General features: G+C 33.3%; 24 protein-coding genes and 2 tRNA genes. 16 read left to right on the top strand and 10 right to left on the bottom strand.

What is annotated here, in order from left to right:
- The first annotated feature begins 53 nt into the window (after window positions 1-53).
- Window positions 54-1142: a hypothetical protein gene (locus P2W75_RS21465; RefSeq protein WP_276382023.1), complete on the top strand. Its 1089-nt coding sequence runs from the start codon at window positions 54-56 to the stop codon at window positions 1140-1142.
- Window positions 1143-1222: 80 nt separating this feature from the next.
- Here P2W75_RS21465 and P2W75_RS21460 read toward each other — a convergent pair whose 3' ends face one another.
- Window positions 1223-2182, bottom strand: coding sequence for a quinone oxidoreductase (locus P2W75_RS21460; protein ID WP_276382022.1), 960 nt, complete (start codon window positions 2180-2182; stop codon window positions 1223-1225).
- 215 nt (window positions 2183-2397) lie between these two features.
- A complete protein-coding gene (locus P2W75_RS21455; protein WP_276382021.1) occupies window positions 2398-3801 on the bottom strand; it encodes an aminopeptidase P N-terminal domain-containing protein in 1404 nt (467 codons plus the stop codon).
- A gap of 359 nt (window positions 3802-4160) precedes the next feature.
- Here P2W75_RS21455 and P2W75_RS21450 point away from each other — a divergent pair, with 359 nt between their 5' ends.
- Window positions 4161-4592 carry an META domain-containing protein gene (locus tag P2W75_RS21450; RefSeq protein WP_207294748.1) on the top strand — a complete coding sequence of 144 codons (432 nt, stop codon included), beginning with the start codon at window positions 4161-4163 and terminating at the stop codon, window positions 4590-4592.
- Between the two features lie 59 nt (window positions 4593-4651).
- Here P2W75_RS21450 and msrA read toward each other — a convergent pair whose 3' ends face one another.
- Both msrA and msrB read right to left on the bottom strand, forming a co-directional pair.
- Complete coding sequence (gene msrA / locus P2W75_RS21445; protein ID WP_276382020.1) at window positions 4652-5257, bottom strand: peptide-methionine (S)-S-oxide reductase MsrA; 606 nt, start codon at window positions 5255-5257, stop codon at window positions 4652-4654.
- 6 nt (window positions 5258-5263) lie between these two features.
- The gene (gene msrB / locus P2W75_RS21440; protein WP_207294750.1) at window positions 5264-5821 is read right to left on the bottom strand and encodes a peptide-methionine (R)-S-oxide reductase MsrB; all 558 of its coding nucleotides are present in this window, start codon (window positions 5819-5821) and stop codon (window positions 5264-5266) included.
- Window positions 5822-6116: 295 nt separating this feature from the next.
- Between msrB and idi the strand changes: the two genes are divergently transcribed.
- From idi to P2W75_RS21400, 8 genes are all read left to right on the top strand, one after another.
- Complete coding sequence (gene idi / locus P2W75_RS21435; RefSeq protein WP_276382019.1) at window positions 6117-6644, top strand: isopentenyl-diphosphate Delta-isomerase; 528 nt, start codon at window positions 6117-6119, stop codon at window positions 6642-6644.
- A 21-nt stretch (window positions 6645-6665) separates the two neighbouring features.
- Complete coding sequence (locus P2W75_RS21430; RefSeq protein WP_207294752.1) at window positions 6666-7076, top strand: 6-carboxytetrahydropterin synthase; 411 nt, start codon at window positions 6666-6668, stop codon at window positions 7074-7076.
- Between the two features lie 5 nt (window positions 7077-7081).
- Window positions 7082-7540, top strand: a complete 459-nt coding sequence (locus P2W75_RS21425; RefSeq protein ID WP_207294753.1) for a peroxiredoxin — start codon at window positions 7082-7084, stop codon at window positions 7538-7540.
- A gap of 62 nt (window positions 7541-7602) precedes the next feature.
- A complete protein-coding gene (locus P2W75_RS21420) occupies window positions 7603-8574 on the top strand; it encodes a type I phosphomannose isomerase catalytic subunit (protein WP_207294754.1) in 972 nt (323 codons plus the stop codon).
- Between the two features lie 56 nt (window positions 8575-8630).
- Window positions 8631-8897: a hypothetical protein gene (locus tag P2W75_RS21415; RefSeq protein WP_207294755.1), complete on the top strand. Its 267-nt coding sequence runs from the start codon at window positions 8631-8633 to the stop codon at window positions 8895-8897.
- 76 nt (window positions 8898-8973) lie between these two features.
- A tRNA-Thr gene (locus tag P2W75_RS21410) sits at window positions 8974-9047 on the top strand.
- Window positions 9048-9160: 113 nt separating this feature from the next.
- Window positions 9161-9234: transfer RNA gene (locus P2W75_RS21405), tRNA-Thr, on the top strand.
- Between the two features lie 261 nt (window positions 9235-9495).
- Window positions 9496-9891, top strand: coding sequence for a helix-turn-helix domain-containing protein (locus P2W75_RS21400; protein WP_276382018.1), 396 nt, complete (start codon window positions 9496-9498; stop codon window positions 9889-9891).
- 37 nt (window positions 9892-9928) lie between these two features.
- Here the strand turns inward: P2W75_RS21400 and P2W75_RS21395 are convergent, their stop codons facing one another.
- The 5 genes from P2W75_RS21395 to htpG form a co-directional block, all read right to left on the bottom strand.
- A complete protein-coding gene (locus P2W75_RS21395; RefSeq protein WP_207294757.1) occupies window positions 9929-10666 on the bottom strand; it encodes a DUF4369 domain-containing protein in 738 nt (245 codons plus the stop codon).
- A gap of 136 nt (window positions 10667-10802) precedes the next feature.
- Window positions 10803-11612, bottom strand: a complete 810-nt coding sequence (locus P2W75_RS21390; RefSeq protein ID WP_276382017.1) for a hypothetical protein — start codon at window positions 11610-11612, stop codon at window positions 10803-10805.
- A 229-nt stretch (window positions 11613-11841) separates the two neighbouring features.
- Window positions 11842-13149, bottom strand: a complete 1308-nt coding sequence (locus P2W75_RS21385) for a hypothetical protein (RefSeq protein ID WP_276382016.1) — start codon at window positions 13147-13149, stop codon at window positions 11842-11844.
- Complete coding sequence (locus P2W75_RS21380; RefSeq protein WP_207294760.1) at window positions 13146-13499, bottom strand: hypothetical protein; 354 nt, start codon at window positions 13497-13499, stop codon at window positions 13146-13148. The genes P2W75_RS21385 and P2W75_RS21380 overlap by 4 nt, the downstream gene beginning before the upstream one ends.
- Before the next feature lie 216 nt (window positions 13500-13715).
- Window positions 13716-15599: a molecular chaperone HtpG gene (gene htpG / locus P2W75_RS21375; protein WP_276382015.1), complete on the bottom strand. Its 1884-nt coding sequence runs from the start codon at window positions 15597-15599 to the stop codon at window positions 13716-13718.
- 202 nt (window positions 15600-15801) lie between these two features.
- Between htpG and P2W75_RS21370 the strand changes: the two genes are divergently transcribed.
- The 6 genes from P2W75_RS21370 to P2W75_RS21345 all read left to right on the top strand — a co-directional run bounded on the left by P2W75_RS21370 (window position 15802) and on the right by P2W75_RS21345 (window position 20637).
- Complete coding sequence (locus tag P2W75_RS21370; RefSeq protein WP_207294762.1) at window positions 15802-16299, top strand: lipocalin family protein; 498 nt, start codon at window positions 15802-15804, stop codon at window positions 16297-16299.
- Between the two features lie 32 nt (window positions 16300-16331).
- Complete coding sequence (locus P2W75_RS21365) at window positions 16332-17027, top strand: OmpA family protein (protein ID WP_207294763.1); 696 nt, start codon at window positions 16332-16334, stop codon at window positions 17025-17027.
- Window positions 17028-17130: 103 nt separating this feature from the next.
- Complete coding sequence (locus P2W75_RS21360) at window positions 17131-18081, top strand: ABC transporter ATP-binding protein (protein ID WP_207294764.1); 951 nt, start codon at window positions 17131-17133, stop codon at window positions 18079-18081.
- Window positions 18082-18321: 240 nt separating this feature from the next.
- On the top strand, window positions 18322-19329 hold the full coding sequence (locus tag P2W75_RS21355; RefSeq protein ID WP_207294765.1) for a 3-oxoacyl-ACP synthase III family protein: 1008 nt from the start codon (window positions 18322-18324) through the stop codon (window positions 19327-19329).
- Window positions 19330-19573: 244 nt separating this feature from the next.
- Complete coding sequence (locus P2W75_RS21350) at window positions 19574-19897, top strand: GIY-YIG nuclease family protein (RefSeq protein ID WP_276382014.1); 324 nt, start codon at window positions 19574-19576, stop codon at window positions 19895-19897.
- A gap of 68 nt (window positions 19898-19965) precedes the next feature.
- Entirely contained in the window at window positions 19966-20637 is a 672-nt protein-coding gene (locus tag P2W75_RS21345) for a copper homeostasis protein CutC (RefSeq protein WP_276382013.1), read from the top strand.
- Window positions 20638-20736: 99 nt separating this feature from the next.
- Here the strand turns inward: P2W75_RS21345 and P2W75_RS21340 are convergent, their stop codons facing one another.
- The gene (locus tag P2W75_RS21340) at window positions 20737-23154 is read right to left on the bottom strand and encodes a TonB-dependent receptor domain-containing protein (protein ID WP_276382012.1); all 2418 of its coding nucleotides are present in this window, start codon (window positions 23152-23154) and stop codon (window positions 20737-20739) included.
- Between the last annotated feature and the right edge of the window lie 117 nt (window positions 23155-23271).

The raw sequence follows: 23271 nt of genomic DNA, 5'->3' as shown, positions 1-23271 counted from the left end.
GAATTGAATATTTGTAATATATTTATTGCTTTATTTAATCAATTATATGCCTTATGAAAAACTTCTTCTCAAATTTATTTAATAGAAACAACGACCCAAAATCGATAATTTCTTTTGATGTTATCGATCCTATATATTCGTATTTATATAATCAGCAGGGAAGTCTTGAGTTTAAAGTAAAAGGAATTCAAGATCATGTCTGGGTTAATTTATTTTATTTTCCGGGTTCATTCGATCATGATGAAGCAAAACAAGAAATCAAAAAAGCTGGTTTTTCGAATTCTTATGAAGTTTTAAACGAGCTTTACAAAAAAGGTAATATAGCAACTCTTACTCCTGAGCTAATCGCGGAAGGTTTAGAATACGATTACATTCATATACAGTTTTATTCAGAGCCAACGAAAGAAGCAAAACAATACTTTAAACGTACTATGAATAATTTCGTGATTTTATTCTGTTGTTCTAACAGTCTCGAAATAAACGATTTTAAAATATTGTATTCAAGCGCGCATTTCACAGATTATACGAAAGGAATATTAGATACAGAATTATTGGATTTTAATAATCCGAAAAATGAAACTCAAGAAATAGCTGTTAAAGATTTTAAAATTGTACTGCAGGGAATCTGCCAGTATTTAAATATTGAAATTCCTGAAACAGTTGAACTTCCATCGTCTGAAAATTTAGTCCAAATTGAAGAAGTTACAAAGGAGACTTTTAAAGAATTGATAACTCTAATTTCAAGAGGAAACATTGAAGAAGATAAACTCAAAGAACAATCTGAAAATCTGTTCCAAAATTTCAAAAAACCAGATGAAGATTATTATGAAGTAATTGAAGCGCATTACGAATTTTTTGAACTAATTGATGCATGGAACAGCGACTGGAAATTCGATCCTGAAGATGCAGAATATTTTATTTCCAACTTAATTGGAGCAGATTGGAGTTTTGATTATCCTGAAGAAACCTACAGCCACGATTTGTTTCCGTACATACAAACTGCTTTGCAAGATTTGAATCTAGAATTAATGAGTTATGATACAAAAGGAGATAATTATTTATTTTTCTTAGCCCATAAAAAAGATGTGGGCAGGATTTTAGAATTGTCTGAATTGACAAAAATTGAAGTCCAAAAGATGTAATATTTGCCACGAATTCACGAATTTATTTAAAAACTTTGCGTGTAGATTTTAACTAAATTCGTGAATTCGTGGCGAAAAAATTACGGAATCAATATAATTTTTCCGGTGCTTTTTCGGCTTTCTAAGAAATCATGTGCCAATTTTCCTTCTGATAATTTAAAAGAAGTAGGTTCGGAAAGTTTGATTTTTCCATCAATAATCCAATTGAATAATTGAGCTGCTCTTTTGATTCTTTCTTGTTTAGAATTTAAATAACTCCACAAATCTCCGCCTGTTAAAGTTTTAGAACCATCCATAAGCATTCTTGGGTCTACAGGTTCTGGATCACCACCCGCCATTCCGAAGAAAACAACTTGTCCGCATTCTTTGGTAACTTCAAAACTATCTTTTAAAGTGCTGCCAATACTGTCATAAACGACATCAACACCTTTTGGAATGATATTAAAAACTTGAGATTTCCAATCCTCGTTGTAAAGAAAAACGTGATCTGCTCCTTGTTCAAATCCAATTTGTGCTTTTTCAGAAGATGAGGTTAAACCAATAACAGTTGCACCTAAAAGTTTGCTGATCTGAGTTAATATTTGTCCGACTCCGCCAGCAACTGCATGTATCAAAACAGTTTCTCCTTTTGTCGTTTTATGACTGTCTGTTGCAAGATAATGAGCAGTTAAACCTTGAAGTAAAACAGAAGCTGCAATCTCAAAAGAGATATTTTCAGGCAATGGAATAACATGATTTATATTAACCGCAACCAATTCAGCATTTGCAAAAGGTGCATCGGCGAAAGCCACGCGATCTCCAACTTTATATTCGGGATGATTGTTGGCATCAACCACGATTCCGGCGCCTTCATAACCGGCAATGAATGGCGGATTTCCTTTTAAATGGTAATTTCCTTTACGTCGGTAAACATCGGCAAAATTCAATCCGATGGCTTTCATCTCGATTAAAATTTCATCGTTTTTTAATTCTGGATTAGGGATTTCTATATATTCTAAAACATCTGAATTACCAAATGTAGAAAATGTAAGTGCTTTCATTTTTTAAGTAATTTAACGATGTAAAGTTCGGCAAAAATAGCAGTTGTAATGTTCTAACTTTATAGTTTTAACACATAGAAATATAGATTAAATGTGTGAATAAAGGTGTTTCATTTGCATGAATTCACATTGCTATAGGTGGGAGCTAGCTTCTTCTTGTCTTTTTTACAGAAAGAAGAAAATCTACATTTCTATGTTAAAGTAATTTTTTGAAACTATATTTTAGGAAATTTCATCTCATTAAAAGTGCTTTTTTGTTTCGCCAAAGCTTCGATTTCCTGCCATTTTCTTGGAGATTCTGCCGAAAGGTTTTCGTATGAATCTTTTAGCATTAAAATGTCGTCTTCGATACGGACTCCAATATTCCACCATTTTTTATCACAGTTGCTGTTCGCAGGAATGTAGATTCCAGGTTCAACGGTAAGAATCATGTTTTCTTTTAAACTGCCCATGTAATTTCCCTTGTCATGAACGTCTAGACCAAGAAAATGAGAACAACCATGAGGGTAATATTTTCTAGCATCTTCAGGATTCGTAATAATACCTAATTTTATTAATCCTTTTGCGATTACTTCTTTTGCTTTTGCATTTAAATCCTGAATAGGTGTTCCTTCTTTGCAGATTTTAAATACTTCTTCCTGAGCGTCATAAACGATTTGATAAATGGCTTTTTGTTCTTCTGTGAATTTTCCGTTTGCCGGAATAGTACGAGTAACATCGGCAGAATAACCGTGGTATTCAGAACCTACATCCATCAATAATAATTGATTGTCGATTTTGGTAGCATTGTTGTCTCCGTAATGCAGAATACAGCCATTTGCTCCCGCACCTACAATTGGCGGATAACCCTCGCCTTCGGCACCATAATGTCTGTGTACATAAGCATGAATCCCGTCGGCTTCGTTTTCACTCATATCTGGGCCAACAGCTTTCATTACTTCATTGTGCGCAATGCAGGAAAGTTTAACCGTTTTACGCATTAAAACTAATTCTTCTGGAGTTTTAATTTCACGAAGTGTATTCGTGATTTTTCTAAATAACTCTACAGATTCTTCCTTTTCGGTTGTAATTTCTGCTTTGGATTTAAATGATTTTAGCAAGGCGTATAAATTGTCAGGATTATTGCTTGCTGTAACATTCGTTGGTATTTCATCATAAATGACTTTGTCGAATTTTTTAAAATCGATTGCAAAGACGTTAAAATCTTGCCCGTTATACACGGTTGTAAAACCTAATTTTGATTTTGCTCCTTCGATTCCTAAACGTCTTCCTGTCCACATTTCGCGATTAGCATTTCTTTCACGAACAAAAAGTACTTCGGTATATTTTTCAGTTCCTTGAGGTTCTTTAAAAAGTAATAAAATAGCGTCTGGTTCTTTGTATCCAGTTAAATAATACATATCTGGATTCTGGTGGTAATTGTAATTGATATCTTTTGAGAAAACTCTTTCTGGATACGAAAATACAACTGCAACAGAATTAGCAGGCATTAAATTTCTGAAAGCTTCACGGCGTCCTTTATGGAATTCTTTCGAAAGATAATCTGTTGGAAGATTTTCCTGCGAATGTATCTGGAAAGAAAGAAATAGAGAAGCAAACAGCAAAAGGAATGGTTTCATTTTTGATTTTTTATTTGATGATTATTGGCATTTTTTAGATTAGAGCCAAAGTACAAAAAATAACAATCCAAAAATCTGATAATGGTTTTCGATAATTTCAATAAAAATATTAATCTAATGAGATTGCAGTATTAATTTTATCTGTAGTGATTTTATGATAATATAAAATATTGAATTACAGTTTTTTGTTGTTAAATTTTGTATTTTAGATAGCGTAATTGTGTCTATTGATGTTGTGAATTGTAAAATTTAAATGCCATCAATTCTTCGAAAAGGCACGAATATTGAGAACGGAATTCATTATACAAATGAATAATCTTTAAAAAACAAATACTATTAATCTTTAAAAATCCATATTTATGAAAAAATATACCATTGCCGCTTTTTCAGCTTTAGTTTTATTAATTACTTCATGCTCGGCATCAAAAGACAAAAGCACTGCAAATATTTATGGTACAACTTGGGAACTGGAATATATTTCTGGGCCAAGAATTGCCTTTGAAGGATTGTATCCAAATAAAAAGCCGCAGATTACTTTTGACGAAAAACAGAAAAATGTTTTTGGGAATAATGGATGTAACGGTTACAGCGCTCCTTATACATTAAACGGCAATTCGCTGACTTTTGGCGAGCCGGGACCAACCACAATGATGTTTTGTGAAGGTGGGGGAGAACAGCAGTTTTTACAGCAGATGAAAAAAATTACAAGTTATTCTGTTGATAACGATGGAAAGCTGATTTTGAATGAAGGCGATGTAGCAATGATGCGATTTAAGAAAGTGGCTAAATAATTCTAGTTTCAACGAATACAAAAAGAGGTAAATGGTTTTGAATCATTTCCCTCTTTTTGTTATTTCTTTTTCAGTTTGTCTTTAAAAACTTTCTCAAATTTCTCTAATTTAGGCTGAATCACCATTTTGCAATACGGCTGGCTTTTGTTGTTGGCATAATAATTTTGATGGTAATCTTCGGCTTTATAAAATATTTTAAAAGGCTCGACTTTTGTCACAATTGGATTGTTGTACACTTTTGCTTTGTTTAATTCCGCAATGATATCTTCTGCTGCCTTTTTCTGTTCAGCATTTTTATAGAAAATTACAGAACGGTATTGAGTTCCTACATCGGCGCCTTGACGGTTTAAAGTAGTAGGATCGTGAACGGTAAAAAAGACTTTGAAGATTTCGTTGATATTGGTTACGTTTTTATCATACGTAATTTGAACTACTTCGGCATGACCAGTTGTTCCTGTGCATACTTCTTCATAACTTGGGTCTACAGTTTTTCCTCCCGAAAATCCTGAAACAACAGATTTTACTCCATCCAGATTTTCATAAACTGCTTCCACGCACCAATAGCAGCCTCCGCCAAGTGTAATAGTTTCTAGATTTGGTTTTTTATTTTGCGTAAATCCGCTTAAAGACAAAGTAAAAAGACAGATTAAAAGTATATTTTTCATAATAGATTATTTATTGTCAGGGATAAAATCAAGAGCAATCGAATTCATGCAGTAACGTTTTCCAGTTGGTTCAGGGCCGTCGTCAAAAATATGGCCTAAATGTCCGCCGCAGCGTCCGCACAAAGTTTCGATTCGTTCCATTCCAAGTGAATTATCTTGTTTAAAAACAATACTTTTTTTATTGTCCTGTTCGAAGAAACTCGGCCATCCGCAGCTGCTTGAAAATTTTGCGGTTGATCTAAAAAGTTTGTTTCCGCATGAAGCACAGTAGTAGGTTCCTTTTTCATCAGAATTCCAATATTTTCCTGTAAAAGGTCTTTCGGTATCGGCTTCACGCATCACGGCATACACGTCTGCTGGCAGGACTTTTTTCCATTCGGCATTGCTTACGTTTAATTTTGTGGTATCAGTATTGGAGTAATAAGGATTTCCGGGTTTGCTTATTTTGTTTTCTGTAACAGTTGTGTTTTTAGAAGATTGTTTTTTAGTGTTTTGTCCGCAGGCCTGAAACATGAAAAGCGGTATTAAAAAACACAGGCTGAAAAATAGATTTTTTGTTTTCATAAATTTTGGTGCATTGTTCTGAATTATCAAATATACGGTGAGATTTTGCCTCAAAATGTCGTCTAAATTACAATTCAGATATTTTTAAGTATGTTTTAACTTTTTATTATTTACGCAAAAGAGAGACTTGTAGTTTTTATATCTTATTTTTAAAGGATTTTTGTTTTGTTTAGAAGTGCAGCTTGTTGAAAATCAAAATTTTATAAAAATTGAAAACTAGTTAAACTTTTCACAATGTTTTTGAGGATTTTATAGCCATTTCTTTTTTCGTATTTTTGTTAATTCAATACGCCCTATGACAGAAGAAAACGTAATATTAGTTAACGAAAACGACGAACAGATTGGCTTAATGCCAAAATTAGAAGCACACGAAAAAGCACTTCTGCATCGTGCCTTTTCGGTTTTTATTCTAAATAATAAAAATGAGATAATGCTGCAGCAGCGTGCACATCATAAATATCATTCACCTTTGCTTTGGACAAATACATGCTGCAGTCATCAGCGTGAAGGCGAAAGCAATATCCAAGCAGGAAGCCGAAGATTGTTTGAAGAAATGGGTTTCAAGGCTGAACTGAAAGAGCTTTTTCATTTTATTTATAAAGCTCCTTTCGATAATGGTTTAACAGAGCATGAATTGGACCATGTAATGATTGGCTATTATAATGATGAGCCGGCGATAAATCCAGATGAGGTAGAAGCGTGGAAATGGATGAGTATTGAAGATGTTAAAGCTGATATTAAAAAACAGCCTGAAATTTATACCGTATGGTTTAAGATAATTTTTGATGAATTTGATCATTATCTGGAAGACCACAAATTATAACCAAATTGAACCAAAACCTAAATGAGAGTAACCATATCAAGAAAAGCACATTTTAATGCTGCACATCGATTATACAGGAAGGATTGGACATCTGAAAAAAACAATGCTGTTTTTGGAAAATGCAACAATCCTAATTTTCATGGTCACAATTATGGTTTAACTGTTAGTGTTACAGGACAAATTGACCCGGAAACTGGTTTTGTTTTAGATGTGAAAGTATTAGCGGATATTATACTGCAAGAAGTAGAAATCCCGTTTGATCACAAAAACCTGAATCTGGATGTCCCAGAATTTCGGGATTTGAATCCAACAGCAGAAAACATTGCTGTAGTGATATGGAATAAAATTAGAAGAAGAATTCAGCCCGATTTCGACCTTGAAGTCGTACTGAATGAAACAGACCGCAATTTTGTAACTTATAAAGGAGAGTAATAAAAATGTCATTAAAAATAGGAGACATAGTTCCGAATTTTACTGCAAAAGATAATCACGGAGAGGTTTTTGAAAGCCGAAATTTTTTGGGCATAAAACCATTGGTGATTTATTTTTACCCAAAAGATAATACACCAGGCTGTACTACAGAAGCCTGCAGTTTTAGAGATCAATACGAAGATTTTAAAGATTTAGGGGCAGAAGTTATTGGTATTAGCGCAGACAGCGTTAAATCGCATCATAAATTTGCCAATAAACACAAACTGCCTTTCATTTTACTTTCTGACGAAGACAAGAGATTAAGACATCTTTTTGGTGTTCGTAATAACCTCTTTGGGCTTCTGCCGGGAAGAGTAACGTATATTGTCGACAGAAATGGAGTTGTCATTTATGTTTTTGACAGCATGAATGCCTCAAAACATATTGAGAAATCTCTTGAGATAATAAAAGAATTAGTATTGTAGATTTTAAAAATAGTATTACATCATTGTTTAATTAATATAGATATTAGCCGAAATTTAAAATTATGAAACCAGAAAATGTATATCCGCTTCAGTTTGAACCAATTCTTAAAGAAAGAATCTGGGGTGGTGAGAAATTAAAAACAGTATTAAACAAACCCATTACTTCTAAAATTACTGGTGAAAGCTGGGAATTGTCTACAGTAGAAGGCGATGTAAGTGTGGTTGCCAACGGAGATTTAAAAGGAAAGTCATTGATGGAATTAATTAATGAAACTCCAAATGAAATCCTGGGAACAAGAGTTTACGAACGTTTTGGAAAACAATTTCCATTACTTTTTAAATATTTAGATGCACGTGAAGATCTTTCGATTCAAGTTCATCCAAACGATAAATTAGCAAAAGAACGTCATAATTCTTTTGGTAAAACCGAAATGTGGTATGTAATGCAAGCCGATGCTGATTCAAGAATCATCGTAGGTTTTAAAGAAGATTCAAGCAAAGACGAATACGTAAAGCATTTGAACGATAATACTTTGGTTTCTATTCTTGACGATGTAAAAGCAAAAGCGGGAGATGTTTTCTTTTTAGAAACAGGAACCGTTCATGCAATTGGCGCAGGATTGGTTGTTGCCGAGATTCAGCAAACCTCTGATATTACGTATCGTTTATATGATTTTGACCGTGTAGATGCTCAGGGAAACAAGAGAGAATTACACGTTGATTTAGCACTTGATGCTATTAACTACAATAAAGTAGATACTCAGAAAAAATACGACTCAAAAGCCAATACTTCAAATGTTGTAGTTGATTGTCCTTATTTCACCACTAATTTTATTCCGTTAGAAGATAAAGTTGAAGTTTCGAAATCAGGAGAAACATTTACCGTTTATATGTGTATTGAAGGAAGTTTTGAAATCGAATATAACGGTTTTAAAAATACATATCGTAAAGGAGATACCGTTTTGGTTCCTGCTGCGATAAATGCATTTGTATTGAGCGGAAAGGCTTCAATTTTAGAAATTTACATTTCTTAACGCATATTCTAAAGATAATATGTACTTTTGCGTCGCAAATTAAAATTATAATAAAAATGGCAAACGTTAAAAATTTAAAGAAAGACATCAATTTCGTATTAGGAGATATTATTGAGGCAGTTTACTTGTTTGAGATGTCTACAACAGGAAATCCTACTCCAGAAACGAATGCTTTAATCGATGAAGCTATTGCTGCATTTGATACTTTGATTTCAAAAGTGAACGCTAAAAACGTTGAAAATAAAAAAGCACACTTCAAACAAATCAATCTTGAATTAGAACAAACTGCTAATCAATTGGTTGAAAAAATCAACGCATTATAAGCAAAAAAAAGTGTAAAAAAGTGCAAATTTATTTTGGGAAAACGAAAAACCGCTTTATATTTGCACCCGTAATGAGGCCGATGTAGCTCAGCTGGCTAGAGCAGCTGATTTGTAATCAGCAGGTCGTGGGTTCGAGTCCCTCTATCGGCTCAAACGGAAACCATTCGCTCCGGTGAATGGTTTTTTTGTTTTTATAGAGAGTAGTGTGAAAATATTTTTTTGGAAATATAAAAAACATTTTTATCTTTGCACTCGCAAAATAGGCCGATGTAGCTCAGCTGGCTAGAGCAGCTGATTTGTAATCAGCAGGTCGTGGGTTCGAGTCCCTCTATCGGCTCAACAAAAAACCATCACAATACGTGATGGTTTTTTTTATGGCCAAAAAATAAAATTCCAAGTTTAAAATTCCAAATTCCAAAGCTTTGATAAATATGGTAAAGATTTTTCAATAGATGCGTTTGATTTACTTGTCCGAAAAGTTGTATTTTTGTCTAGCGCTTCAGCGGAATTAAAAACAGAATTAGTGTAATTGTATCATACATTCTAAATCTGTTTTTTACAACTGAAATTTTTTACACCAAATTGTTATCTTTGAATTATGAGCACATTTACTAAACCAAATCATATAGGGCGAAAAATAAGCCGTATTCGTGAACTTCGTGACATGAAACAAGAAGCTTTGGCATATGCTTTAGGCATGAGCCAGCAGTCTATTTCAATTATTGAAAACAGTGAGACTGTCGATGAAGAAAAACTGAAAGCAATTGCTGAAGTTTTAGGTGTTTCTGCTGAAGGAATTAAAAATTTCTCCGAAGAAGCAGTTTTAAATATTATTGGGAATACATTGAGTGAAGGCAGCATGATTAATGGCAACGCATACAACTGCACTTTTAATCCTCTTGATAAAGTTGTCGAATTGTATGAACGTTTGGTTTTGGCAGAAAAAGAGAAAGTAGAATATCTTGAAAAGATTATTCAAAAAATAAAATCATAAAAAAACGCCCTGAAAATTCAGGGCGTTTTTTTATGATTTATTCTGCAGCTGCTGGAGCTTTTTGTTCTTCTTTTTTGATTTCAGCAACATACTTTGTCAATTTCTTTCCGTAAAGTGATTTTGCTACTTTTGGAGTCATTGATTTCTGAATAGTGTCTAGAAATTTGATGTTGATATCGTAAATCTCTGCCAAAGCAATATAAGGCGATACTTCGTGATCTTTATTGTTTATAGCAAAGTTGGTAGCGTATAAATATTTTCTTTTAATGTTAGACTGTTGTTTTGCGTCAATGCTGTCAACTGCTTTTTGATCTTGTCTTTTTATAGCTTTAAATCTCGCTTCAACCATTGATAGGTTTTCATCGATAAAACGAGAGTTTACTTTTTTGTATTCTTCGTATAATTCTTGGTTTTTTGAACCTGTGATTTTTGCACTTGAAATGAAATTGTCTAAGTTAGTATCGATATTGATATTACCTGGTTCAGCAAAAAACAAAATGTTGTTATCTAAAGAGTTTGTTACACCACGATCTAGAAATAAGTAAAGCATTTCAGGAGATTCTAATTTAATATCTCTTTCAAAAGTTGGATTTCCGTCGATTTTGATGCTGTCAATAGCAACAAGCGAAGTGTCAACAATTCTTTGGATATATAAAGTTCCGGTTTTTAAACCTTTAATGTTTCCTGTGATGTGTAAGTTATCAGCAGCTGATTCTTTTTTGCTGCAAGATGCTAATACCGCAAGAGTAACAAAAGCAATAATTGATTTTTTCATTAGTTTATTAGATTTTGGTGCAAAATAAAGAAAATAGTTTGAATGTAAATAAGGCACTGTTTAATTTTTGTAAATAAATAAAAATCCCAGTCTATTGCTAAACTGGGATTGCTGTATTTTTCTTAAAATAAACGAATTACATATATAAATTATAAGATAAGCCGCTTTCGTGAGTATAGGTATATTTAGTGTCGCAGTCATTATTTCCATAATCGACAACACCATTTATAAATCCGCCTTGAATTTTTAATTTCCCTTTAGAAATGTATTCGCATGAATATTTTTTTACCAAAGTTTCTTGTATGGTCAAAGTTAGAGACCCTTTTTCAGAGGTTACGGTGTGAGTTCCTTCTGGCATTTCGTACACATTATCTTCTAAAACATAAGGGGTGTCAACGCCTGCTGTTTGTTTGATAGTAAGTGTGCCAGAATTTGTATGAACACGGTTTTGTAAATCAGTTAATTTGCCATTGGTTACTTTTCGAGTCCATTGCGGAATTGTTGGAGTAGTTGTTGTGTTCGTATATTCGATAGTTCCTTCCAGTTTAAGTCCGTTTATTGAATAATCGATTCTTTCAATCGTCATTTTGCTTCCTGTTGTAATTACAGGTCCAGAAAGTGTGATTTTTAATTTTCCAGCTCTTTTGATTTGGTCTACAGTACATCCGGTTCCATAATCAACTGTAAAAACTTTTGGATAAGTAGATCCGCTTACGGTAATATTCGCGCAGATGGCAGGTCCTGTTTCAGATGGTTTTGCAGTTTGATTTGTGTTAGAAACAGTTAATCCTGTTTTAATGTCAATTTCGTTTACGGCATCTATTAATACAGATGCGCCTACTGTAGTAGTGTCCGTTTGATTTACAATTTCGTCACTGTTTGAACAGGAGACATACATTACTGTTGAAGCACAGATAGCTGTGATGAAAATAATAGTTTTTTTCATAATGGTTTTTGTTTAGATTAGATTAAAAGGCAAATCAAATGTAATAAAAAAAAATATTCATAAAAAAATCCTGAAAATGGTTTTTTCAGGATTTTTTAAATTAACTATTTTGTAATCAACGGGTAATGGTTAACTGTTTTTGCACTATTTGCTTTTTTATGTCTTTCAACTTAATTTATTAATTGGTTTATTCTAATAATATTTGTTTTTAAGAGCTGGTGAAATCACGTTATTTTGAAGTGACATCAGTTTTGTCAGGTCCTCCAAAACCGAAGTTTAGTGAAAGTAATGAAACTAATGTTCCGCCAGCTTCAAATACGGGTTTAAAAGCGCTTCCTATTTGATACGATAAAGCGATTTGTTCGGTAAGACGATAACTGAATGTTCCGATGTATTGAAAATCCGAAGCAGTTTCTTTTGTATACAAAGTATTTCCTGCGTTGTCTTTTCCAGCTGCCGAAAGAGAACTGCTTTGTCTTCCGGTTGCTTCAAATTCGATTGTGAATTTTTTAAATTCTCCTGATAACGCAAGTCCATAATCAAAGTTGTTTTTATACACTTTTGCATCAGGGAAATAGTTTTCGAAATATTTTTTGTTATACCATTCATATCGTAAAACGCCAATTGCTTTTAGAAAATTTATTTTGTCTGAGAATTTATACGATGGATTGATCCAGAATGATTGGCGTGGTACTTCTGAATATTCAAAATCATTTGTAGGGAAATTTAAAGAAAGCGCGTACGCAAAATCAATATTTAAACCTTGTCTCTCTAAAATGTATGATTTGAATTCTGCATAACTCCCCGCCATTTTAGATTCGATTAGTTCTGTAAAAGCGGTAAAGAATGCGTCAATATCGTTTTCATCAAAAGCAAGATTTTCGGAACTGTCATATATTTTTTGTGTAATTTCTTCAGCATCTTTCAATGATTTTTTGCCTAAAACTTCATAAATACGTTTGGTTAAAGTATCGTGAACAGCACTTAAATATTCTTCTTTTGTTTTGTAATTGAATTTATTTTGAGCTTCAATTAATTTAGACAGTATTTTTGACCCCACACGCTGGTTGATGCTTAATTCGTTAATATGTTTGGTAATGATTTCTTTGTCTTTGGTATTTCCAAAAAATAACGATGTACGGTATCCGAAAGCTAGACTTTTGGTTTTCGTACTGTCTTGCAGCATGAAGTTTTGTGTTGAGGCGACTGAAAAAGATGAGTTTCGGATAATCTGGTCAAAACTCAGTTTTGGATACAAATATTCTTCTATAGTTATGCCATGATCGGTTGCCCAATAAGGAGTAAATTCAAGCCCAAAATCATTTGGAATAATGCTGTTTCCGTTTTCGTCTCTAAAATTGGTAAAAAGAGCCGCCTCTAAGGCACGATAAGATTTTGGTTTTATAATGGCACTTGGCTGCATTCCTAAAAGTGATGAAGCAGGAGAGGAAGGTGTAGTTAGTGCATCAAGTTTTTTTTGAGCAGTTACCGTACCCAAAAAAAGAAGAGTTGTAATGATTAAGATATTCCTTTTCATTTTACTGAAAATTTGATTGTTAGAATAACATACGGACGATCTGTTTCGGTTTTCAAATTCGAATGCGATTTGATAAGTTTCTGATTGATATAATATTCAATAGTAATAGTATCTTCCTGCGGAATTGGATTGGCAATGTCTGAAACCACAAAAGTCTTTTCTGATATAAGAGATTGTATTTTTCCTAAGGAAGCTTTGCCTGAATTTGCAATTTCCGGATCATTGTCTCCGGGTACATTGATTACAGTGTGTCCGATGTTGCCATCAGAAATAAATTTTACTTCAAACTCAATGTCTTCGTCTGATTGACCAGTGTAAGTCAGCTTTTCGTAGCGGTAAATTTTTCTCATGATGTTCTTGATTTGATTGGGGAATTGGTTGTATAAAGATATTCACTTTTTTATAAAAAATATAATGTTAAAATTATAGAAGAGTTTCAATTAAAAAGTAGGTATAAATACTCGTTTTTTTTTATCGCTAATTAAAATTAATATTGATGTTATGGAATACAAAAAAAGCCCGCAGATATTAATCTGCGGGCTTTTAAGATGAATATATCAAAAACCTTATTTTATCATTTCGAAACTTCTTTTAACAAATGCAGTCAAGGCTTCACCTTTTAAAAGGTTTTGTGACAGCTTCGCTAAATCTAAAGCCTGTTTTACTAAATGCTCTTGATGAGTTTTGTCTTCTGTATTTAAAATACTTGAAGCCAAATCAGAATTTGTATTTACAACCAAGTTGTACATTTCTGGCATATTACCCATTCCGAACATTCCGCCTCCACCAGTCTGGCTCATTTCTTTCATTCTTCGCATAAATTCTGGCTGCGTAATAATGAATGGCGCTGCCTGCGAATCCATAGCTTCCAATTGAACACTGTATGCTTTTGGAATATATGCCTCTAAAGAAGTTTTTAAAGCTGCTTTTTCGTCATCAGATAATTTAGAAATTGTATTTTCTTCTTTTTTAATCAAATTATCGATGTGGTCTGAATCGACACGAACAAAAGTTAATCCGCTGTTATCGTTTTCGATTTTCTGAATCAAGTGTGAAATAATCGGAGAATCTAAAAGCAATACTTCATATCCTTTGTCTTTTGCTGCCTGAATATAAGAGTGCTGTGCATCTTTATTTCCAGCATATAGAATTACTAATTTACCATCCTTATCTGTTTGGTTTTCTTTTAGTTTTTCTTTTAATTCGTCTAAAGTAAAGTAAGTATCGTCAACCGTTGGGTATAAAACAAACGCACCTGCTTTTTCGTAGAATTTCTCTTCAGAAAGCATTCCATACTCTAAAACGATTTTAATGTCGTTCCATTTTGCTTCAAAATCAGCACGGTTCTCGTTGAATAATGCTTTTAATTTATCAGCTACTTTACGAGTAATGTAGTTTGAAATTTTCTTAACAGCACCATCCGCTTGTAAACCAGAACGAGAAACATTTAACGGAATGTCTGGTGAATCAATAACACCTTTTAACATCGTCAAGAATTCAGGTACAATTCCTTCTACGTTATCTGTAACGTAAACTTGGTTTTGGTACAACTGAATTTTGTCTTTCTGAATCTGCATATCTGTACCCAGTTTAGGGAAGTACAAAATACCAGTTAAGTTGAATGGATAATCAACATTTAAGTGAATGTGGAATAAAGGCTCTTCGAACTGCATTGGATACAATTCTCTGTAGAAGCTTTTATAATCTTCATCAGATAATTCAGAAGGTTGTTTAGTCCAAGCAGGATTTGGGTTATTAATGATGTTGTCAGTTTCAACAGTTTCGTTAACGTAATCTTCTGGTGCATCTTCTGGTTTTGGAAGTGTTTCAGTTCTGGTTCCAAATTTAATTGGAATAGGCATAAACTTGTTGTACTTATTCAATAAACCACTGATTTTAGAATCATCTAAAAATTCAAGAGAATCTTCGGCAATGTGAAGGATGATTTCTGTACCACGTGAAGTTTTGTCAGCAGGCTCTAAAGTGAACTCAGGGCTTCCGTCGCATGTCCAATGCGCAGCCGGTTCATCTTTATATGATTTGGTAATGATTTCAACTTTTTCAGCTACCATAAAAGCAGAGTAGAAACCAAGACCAAAATGTCCGATAATTCCAGAATCTTTTGCAGAATCTTTGTATTTATCTAAAAATTCTTCAGCTCCAGAAAAAGCAACCTGATTGATGTATTTTTCAACTTCATCAGCAGTCATACCGATACCTTGGTCAATAATGTGGATTTTTTTGCCTTCTTTGTCCACTTTAACCTCAATAATTGGATTTCCGTATTCTACTTTAGCTTCGCCAATGCTAATAAGATGTTTTAATTTTAAAGTAGCATCGGTTCCATTAGAAACAAGCTCTCTCAAGAAAATTTCGTGATCGCTGTATAAGAACTTTTTGATTAAAGGAAAAATGTTTTCTACTGAAACATTAATTTTACCTGTTGCCATATTTTTTAATTTTTTATTTAATGTGATGATTTTCATTTATTCAAATAAAATACCAATTATAATTTGGGTGACAAAATGTCGGAAATGTTAATTTTGAAAGAAAATAAATAGATTCTAAAACGAAAAATATCTGAACGAATTGTATATTTGTGGTACAATAATTGTTAAAAAGGCAAGTATTAATCTAAAAAAATTGTACAAAATGAAGAAGAGTATTTTTATATGCATGATTGCCGCTATGTTTTTTGCGTGTAAATCAGCTTCGTCGACAGCTTCAACAGAACCAACGCTTTCTAAAAAACTTGACAGACCTACGCAAGTAGCGATTAAAGGGAATTGGGTGCTAACTAATGTATCTTATGCAGGTTCTGATTATATTAAGGTAAACTCATTTGACCTTGCAGATTCTAAATGTTTAATAGGTAGTTCATGGAATTTTATTTCAAATAATAATAAAGGATCTATGACTTTAAACGCTCCTAGTTGTACAGCATTCTCTTCTCCAATTGTTTGGAGTATCAACAACCAAGGTTTGTTTGTACTTAAAATTCTTGATGCAGGTGAAAAAGCTAAAAAAGTAAGAGAAGGATACCTTCTTAAAGTTGCCGGTTTAACTGATAATTCTTTTCAGTTAATTGATAATATCAATGTAGGCGGACAGGTAAAAGATGTTACTTACCAATTTCAAAGAGCTAATTAAAAAGAGCTAATTAATATTTAAAAATGATAAAGATGAAAAAGATAACAGTTTTAGGTTTAAGCAGCTTACTAGTATTAGTTAGTTTATTTGCAAGCTGTGATTCAGTAAAAAATGCAAACAATACACAAAAAGGAGCCGGAATTGGTGCTGTAGCAGGTGGTGTTATTGGCGCTGTTTTAGGTAATAACTTAGGAAAAGGCGGAAACGCTGCCTTAGGAGCTGCAATTGGCGCTGCTGTAGGTGGTGGTACCGGAGCCCTTATTGGAAACAAAATGGATAAACAAGCCCGTGAAATCGATCAGGCTTTACCAGGTGCTTCTGTAGAAAGAGTTGGAGAAGGAATCCACTTAACTTTAAATGAAAATTCAGTACGTTTTGATACTAATAAATCAACACTTACTCCTCAAGCAAAAGCAAACTTAGACAAATTAGTTCCTGTATTTAACGAATATGGAGAAACTAATATTGAAATTTTCGGTTATACTGATAACACAGGAAAACCAGAGTACAACTTAACACTTTCAGGACAAAGAGCTGCATCTGTGCAAGCTTATTTAGTATCTAAAGGATTAAAATCTAGCCGTTTCAAAACTTCAGGTTTAGGAATCGCTGATCCAATCGCTACAAACGATACTCCAGAAGGAAGAGCTCAAAACCGTCGTGTTGAATTTGCAATTACTGCAAACGACAAAATGGTAAATGATGCTAAAGCAGAAGCTGGAAAATAGGTTTCTAATAAAATAAAATAATAAAAAAGCTGTTTCAATTATGAAGCAGCTTTTTTTTGACTTTAGAAATAACATTGTAAATTTGACATTTCAAATACAACTCATGCTTGACATTCAAAATATATCTTTTTCATATACAGATACACCTGTTATAAAAAACATTTCATTTACCATTAATAAAGGTGATAATATTGCCATTATTGGAGAAAGCGGATGCGGGAAAAGTACACTGCTTAAACTGATCTATGGTTTGTTTGATTTAGACGAAGGAAAGATTTTTTACGACAATAAACCTGTACTGGGACCAAAATTTAATTTGATTCCCGGAATGCCCTATATGAAATACTTGGCACAGGATTTTGACTTGTCTCCATATGAAACAGTGGCAGAAAATGTAGGTAAGTTTCTTTCGAATGGTTTTGCAAACATGAAAAAACTTCGTGTTCAGGAATTGTTGGAAATGGTTGAAATGGAGCAATTCTCAAATGTAAAAGCTAAATTTTTGAGTGGAGGACAACAGCAAAGAGTAGCTTTGGTAAGAGTTTTGGCATTGGAACCAGAAGTAATTTTACTTGATGAACCTTTCAGCCAGATCGATGCTTTTCGTAAAAACGCTTTACGCCGAAATCTATTCCGTTATTTAAAACAAAAAGGAATTACCTGTATCATTGCGACGCATGATAGTACAGACGCTTTGTCATTTGCAGATGAAGCTATAGTAATGCGACACGGAGAAATTATTGTAAAAGATAATCCAACCAAAATATACGAAGACCCTCAGATTAAATATGTAGCTTCTTTATTTGGTGAAATAAACGAAGTTCCTACACATTTGTTAGTTCCTTATGAAGATCAAACCCATAAAACATTAGTGTATCCGCATCAATTTAAAATGGTTGCCGAATCTAATCTTCCGGTAAAAATCAGAAGAACGTATTTTAGAGGAAGTCATTATTTAGTAGAAACCGTTTACAAAAGACAATTAATCTTTTTTGAAAGTGAAATAGATCTTCCTTTAGAGCAGGAAATATTCTTAGGTCTTAATTACTTATAAAATTAGAGAATGACAATCCATATAAAACCCGGCAAATTTTAGAATCTGTCGGGTTTGTTTTTTAAGTTTCTTCAGAAAATCAAGCTGAAAATTGGTTTTTCTAAAATCAAATGATTTTAAATAGTCTTATAATTAAAGTATATTAAATTGATAATTACGAAAAAAAGAGTAATTTGTACTCTAATATTTTAAAGTATACTTAAATTTGCATTCTAAATTTTTAATAAATAAAAGTACATTATGTATCATTCAAAAATAGCAGGCTTAGGATATTATGTTCCTTCAAATGTTGTGACAAACGATGATTTGTCCAAGATTATGGATACCAATGATGAATGGATCCAAGAAAGAACAGGGATTCAAGAAAGAAGACATATTATTCGAGGCGAAGATACCACTACTTCAATGGGAGTGAAAGCAGCTAAAATTGCAATCGAACGTTCTGGCGTAGCCAAAGAAGATATTGATTTTGTAGTTTTTGCTACATTAAGCCCAGATTACTATTTTCCTGGACCGGGAGTTTTGGTACAGCGTGATTTAGGATTAAAAACAGTAGGTGCATTAGACGTAAGAAACCAGTGTTCGGGGTTTGTGTATGCCATTTCTGTTGCCGATCAATATATTAAAACCGGAATGTATAAAAATATTTTGGTTATTGGTTCTGAAGTTCATTCAACTGGATTGGATATGACAACACGTGGACGCGGCGTTTCTGTAATTTTCGGAGATGGGGCGGGAGCAGCAGTTCTTAGCCGAGAAGAAGATTTAACAAAAGGAATTTTGTCTACACACTTACATTCTGAAGGACTGCATGCAGAAGAATTAGCATTACAGGCGCCGGGAATGGGAGCGCGCTGGGTAACAGACATTATTGCAGATAATGATCCGAATGACGAAAGTTACTATCCTTACATGAACGGACAATTTGTATTTAAAAATGCAGTAGTACGTTTTGCAGAAGTTATCAATGAAGGTTTGGAAGCAAACGGACTTCAGGTTTCGGATATTGATATGCTGATTCCGCATCAGGCTAATTTGAGAATCTCTCAATTCATTCAGAATAAGTTTAAACTGACAGACGATCAAGTTCACAATAATATTCAAAAATACGGAAACACAACAGCCGCTTCTATTCCAATTGCTTTAACTGAAGCTTGGGAAGAAGGTAAAATCAAATCTGGAGATACAGTTGTTCTGGCAGCTTTCGGAAGTGGATTTACATGGGCCAGTGCAATCATCAAATGGTAAATTAATTCATCTTACATTACATATTGACCTGCTTCAAATGAAGCAGGTTTTTTTATATCCCCTTTTGTCAGGCTGAGCGAAGTCGAAGCCCACGTTTCTATTGTTGTGCTCTTCGACTTCGCTAAGGAAACATAAATTTACTTTGTCAGGCTGAGCGAAGTCGAAGCCCTTCAGTTGTTACGGTTCTCTCTTTTTTGAATTAATTTTCTTACTTTTAATTTGGGATTAAAAAGTTTTGAAAATTATGAAGAGATATTATGTCTATATATTGAAATGTTCAGATGGAAGTTATTACACAGGAATGACAAATGATATAAACAGAAGATTAAATGAACATAATTATGGTTTAAATATAGAAAGTTATACTTTTAATAAAAGACCTCTTGAATTGGTTTTTTGTACAGAGTTTAATGATGTGATTCAGGCTATTAAATTTGAAAAGCAAGTAAAAGGCTGGAGTAGAAAAAAGAAAGAAGCAATAATAAGTGATAAGTGGGATGATCTTAAAGAATTTTCAGAATGTTTAAATAAAACAAGTCATAAAAATTTTTATAAAAAGAACCTTTAGTAGTAAATTAGCCTTCGACTTCGCTCAGGATGACACTTGAGTAAAAAGATCTTTTTATATTAAAAAAAATGAAAAAAAATCAATTAGAAATAGCCTGTTTTAATTATGAGTCTGCTATAATCGCTCAACAGAGTGGTGCTCACAGAATCGAGCTGTGCGAGAATATGAATCTGGGCGGTACTACACCTAATTCTATTTTGGTAGTAAAAGTCCGCGAAAGCTTACATATAAAAATGCATGTCATTATTAGACCACGCGGTGGTGATTTTGTGTATTCAGATGAAGAACTGATAGAAATGAAACAAGATATCAAGCAGTACAAAAAACTAGGTGTTGATGGTTTTGTTTTTGGAATTTTGAAAGATAACGGGAAAGTTAATAAAAAACAAAATAAAGAATTGGTGCATTTGGCGCATCCGCTTCCTTGTACGTTTCACCGTGCTTTTGATGTAGTTAAAAATCCAGAGAAATCTCTCGAAGATATTATCGAATGTGGTTTTAAAACCATTCTCACTTCAGGTCAGGGAATTAATGTCACCGAAGGAATCTGGGCGCTCGAAAGACTTCAGGAATTAGCAGGAGATCGAATTGAAATTATGCCCGGCGGCGGTTTGAGATCTTCGAATATAAAATTGCTTCAAGAAAAACTCGATTATACGTTTTACCATTCTTCGGCCATTACAGATAATACCGAAACGGCAAATCCAGAAGAAATAAAAGAGCTCCTAAATTTTTTATAGTCATACAAAATGTAAAAAGCCTGAAGTTGGCAAACTTCAGGCTTTTTTCTACAAGAACTTTATTCAAAAATATTAAAATAGTTCTAATAAAAGCGGAGATTAGAACATTCCGCCGCCGCCTTTATTAGTGTTGTCTTCTCTTTGTTTACGTTGTAAGTTTTTGATTTTACCACTTCCAAAGTTGTATGTTAAACCTAAATAAACGGTTTGGCTTTCCCAAGTAAACTGTCCAGTTTGTGGGTAAGGATAAATACCGTCAAATGAGAATTTCATGGTATTGAAAACATCATTAAAACGCACGCTGATATTCATTTTGTTATCTAATAAAGTGTAGCGTGAACCAATGTCTATTTTGTACATTTCATTTCTTTTTTGCTGAATTTCATCAACAGGACCTCTGTAAAAACCAAATAATAAGAAACTTAAACGTTTTGTGGGTTTAAAGTTTGAGTTCATACGAGCATTAAATGCAGATGTTGTTACACTGCGTTGAAGAGGCGAACTTGTGTTTGTAGCTGGATCAAACTGAAAAACAACACCTTCTTGTTTTATGCTGGAGAAGTCAATAGCTGGCTGAATATCCCACCATTTAGTAAGTTTATAGTTAAGAGAAAGATCAAAACCATAAGCACTATTATGATCGTAGTTGGCAAAACTTAAAATTTGTTTATATCCTGACGGGTCGTTAGGATCTGGACTTAAAGTTCTGCTTATCTGGTCATTAATACTTCTTACAAATACACCCCCTGTAATGCTTCCTTTTTCAAGAGTTTTAGTGTAATTTACTTCGACAGAATTTGTAAACTGAGGTCTCAATTCAGGATTTCCATATGAAGTTATCAATGGAGTAGAAAACTCGCGAATAGGTTTTGTCTGTTCTAAACTTGGACGGTCAACACGACGGCTGTAGCTTAATTGTAAAACATTTTTCTCATTTAAATTATAAGTTAAATAAGCTGATGGATATAAAGTAATATAATCGTCATCAAATTTAGTTTGTCCGCTGTTTAAATTAGCGGCTACTTTGTAACTCTCAAAACGAGTCCCTATTTGGTAGCTGAATTTTTTGTATTTCTGACCAAAAGTTACATAAGCAGAATAAATATCAGTATCATATTTATAATTAGAAATCTGGTCTGCAGCAGGAACAGCAGGATTACTTGTATGATAATCATTATCTGTTCTTGTAATTCTTGCTTCAGCACCAGCCTCAAGCGTAGTTTTGTCGTTTAATGGATTAACATAATCTACGTTTAAAGTTCCTAGTTTTCTGTTGTCACGAATATAATCGTTGTATACTACACTGCTTGATGCGTTGGCAGGACTTGTTGTTTTGGTATCGAAACCTGCATTTTGGGTTTCTTTAGTATCACTATAATTTCCTTCGAAATCAAGAGTATGTCCTTCTTTTTTAAATATGTGCTTGTACGCCAAGTTGTAAGTCCCTGTTAAATTCGGTCCTTGGTATCTTGATTTTTGGTACATATTTTTAATGTTTGGATCGCCATTGTTGTAATCAATATCAGTATTTACAATTCCAGTGCCAGAAGATTTATTCTGATTGGTGTAAAAAGATAACGTATTATGGTCGTTAATTAGGTAATCCATACCTACTTTGTATAAGTAGTTATCATTATCGTTTGAGATATCTAATTTTTGAACTACATCCTGATCTAATCTTTGGATGTGACCATCATTAAAGTATGTTCCAAAATTATTACCAGCATTACCAAAAAAGTTAACTTTTCCCGTTTTGTAGTTTAAATCTAAAGACTGATTGTATTTTGCAGTTTTACCAAAAGTAATTCCGCCGCTGTAGCTTCCGTTGAAACCAGTATTAGCGTTTTTGTGTAAAATAATATTGATAATTCCTGACATTCCTTCAGGATTGTATTTTGCACTTGGATTTGTAATCAACTCAATTTTCTTAATAGATGTCGATGGAATTTGTTTTAATAATTGCGCTGGATCAATATTAGAAGGACGTCCGTCAATTAATACACGAACATTGTCATTTCCGCGAAGCGAAAGTTTTCCATCCTGATCTACGTTTACAGAAGGAATATTGTTCATAATATCCGATGCCGAAGCTCCAGCAGTAGTTAAATCTTTTCCAACATTAACGACTTTTCTATCAATTTTTTGCTCAATTGTAGAACGTTCAGCAATTACATTTACGCCTTTTAATTGCGTTGCTTCTTCTTCAAGAGAGACATTGACAACTGCAGATTTTTTGTTTTCGCTTAAAAGTACAGAACCAATATATTTTCTAAATCCAATGTATTGAACCTCGATAGTATAGCTTTTTACAGCAATATTTTTAAATGAGAAATCACCATTATCATCAGTATTTACTCCGGCTACCACTTTTCCATTTTCTTTAAGTGAAACTGTAGCATACGAAATAGGAATGCTGTTAGATTTTTCAATGATTTTTCCAGTGACCGATCCTGAATTTTGACCCTGGACTGTTGCCATTATCCCCAATAATGCAAACAGGAAGAATTTTAATTTCATAGCTTGTTTTTTGATCTTTTTGATTGATTGATGATGAGATTGTTTTTTGTTTTTTTCTATTTTGTTTTTTCTGCCCCAAATAAAATCTGAAGTCCCTATTAAGACTCTTATGTTAGA

It is taken from the genome of Flavobacterium sp. H4147, from assembly GCF_029360735.1.
Taxonomy (GTDB): Bacteria; Bacteroidota; Bacteroidia; order Flavobacteriales; family Flavobacteriaceae; genus Flavobacterium; species Flavobacterium endoglycinae.
This window is presented reverse-complemented; position numbering and strand designations above follow the sequence as displayed.

Bases quoted from the DNA above. Each gene is read 5' to 3' on its own strand.
- P2W75_RS21465 (WP_276382023.1), top strand. From the start codon at position 54: ATGAAAAACTTCTTCTCAAATTTATTTAATAGAAACAACGACCCAAAA.
- P2W75_RS21460 (WP_276382022.1), bottom strand. From the start codon at position 2,182: ATGAAAGCACTTACATTTTCTACATTTGGTAATTCAGATGTTTTAGAA.
- P2W75_RS21455 (WP_276382021.1), bottom strand. From the start codon at position 3,801: ATGAAACCATTCCTTTTGCTGTTTGCTTCTCTATTTCTTTCTTTCCAG.
- P2W75_RS21450 (WP_207294748.1), top strand. From the start codon at position 4,161: ATGAAAAAATATACCATTGCCGCTTTTTCAGCTTTAGTTTTATTAATT.
- msrA (WP_276382020.1), bottom strand. From the start codon at position 5,257: ATGAAAAATATACTTTTAATCTGTCTTTTTACTTTGTCTTTAAGCGGA.
- msrB (WP_207294750.1), bottom strand. From the start codon at position 5,821: ATGAAAACAAAAAATCTATTTTTCAGCCTGTGTTTTTTAATACCGCTT.
- idi (WP_276382019.1), top strand. From the start codon at position 6,117: ATGACAGAAGAAAACGTAATATTAGTTAACGAAAACGACGAACAGATT.
- P2W75_RS21430 (WP_207294752.1), top strand. From the start codon at position 6,666: ATGAGAGTAACCATATCAAGAAAAGCACATTTTAATGCTGCACATCGA.
- P2W75_RS21425 (WP_207294753.1), top strand. From the start codon at position 7,082: ATGTCATTAAAAATAGGAGACATAGTTCCGAATTTTACTGCAAAAGAT.
- P2W75_RS21420 (WP_207294754.1), top strand. From the start codon at position 7,603: ATGAAACCAGAAAATGTATATCCGCTTCAGTTTGAACCAATTCTTAAA.
- P2W75_RS21415 (WP_207294755.1), top strand. From the start codon at position 8,631: ATGGCAAACGTTAAAAATTTAAAGAAAGACATCAATTTCGTATTAGGA.
- P2W75_RS21400 (WP_276382018.1), top strand. From the start codon at position 9,496: ATGAGCACATTTACTAAACCAAATCATATAGGGCGAAAAATAAGCCGT.
- P2W75_RS21395 (WP_207294757.1), bottom strand. From the start codon at position 10,666: ATGAAAAAATCAATTATTGCTTTTGTTACTCTTGCGGTATTAGCATCT.
- P2W75_RS21390 (WP_276382017.1), bottom strand. From the start codon at position 11,612: ATGAAAAAAACTATTATTTTCATCACAGCTATCTGTGCTTCAACAGTA.
- P2W75_RS21385 (WP_276382016.1), bottom strand. From the start codon at position 13,149: ATGAAAAGGAATATCTTAATCATTACAACTCTTCTTTTTTTGGGTACG.
- P2W75_RS21380 (WP_207294760.1), bottom strand. From the start codon at position 13,499: ATGAGAAAAATTTACCGCTACGAAAAGCTGACTTACACTGGTCAATCA.
- htpG (WP_276382015.1), bottom strand. From the start codon at position 15,599: ATGGCAACAGGTAAAATTAATGTTTCAGTAGAAAACATTTTTCCTTTA.
- P2W75_RS21370 (WP_207294762.1), top strand. From the start codon at position 15,802: ATGAAGAAGAGTATTTTTATATGCATGATTGCCGCTATGTTTTTTGCG.
- P2W75_RS21365 (WP_207294763.1), top strand. From the start codon at position 16,332: ATGAAAAAGATAACAGTTTTAGGTTTAAGCAGCTTACTAGTATTAGTT.
- P2W75_RS21360 (WP_207294764.1), top strand. From the start codon at position 17,131: ATGCTTGACATTCAAAATATATCTTTTTCATATACAGATACACCTGTT.
- P2W75_RS21355 (WP_207294765.1), top strand. From the start codon at position 18,322: ATGTATCATTCAAAAATAGCAGGCTTAGGATATTATGTTCCTTCAAAT.
- P2W75_RS21350 (WP_276382014.1), top strand. From the start codon at position 19,574: ATGAAGAGATATTATGTCTATATATTGAAATGTTCAGATGGAAGTTAT.
- P2W75_RS21345 (WP_276382013.1), top strand. From the start codon at position 19,966: ATGAAAAAAAATCAATTAGAAATAGCCTGTTTTAATTATGAGTCTGCT.
- P2W75_RS21340 (WP_276382012.1), bottom strand. From the start codon at position 23,154: ATGAAATTAAAATTCTTCCTGTTTGCATTATTGGGGATAATGGCAACA.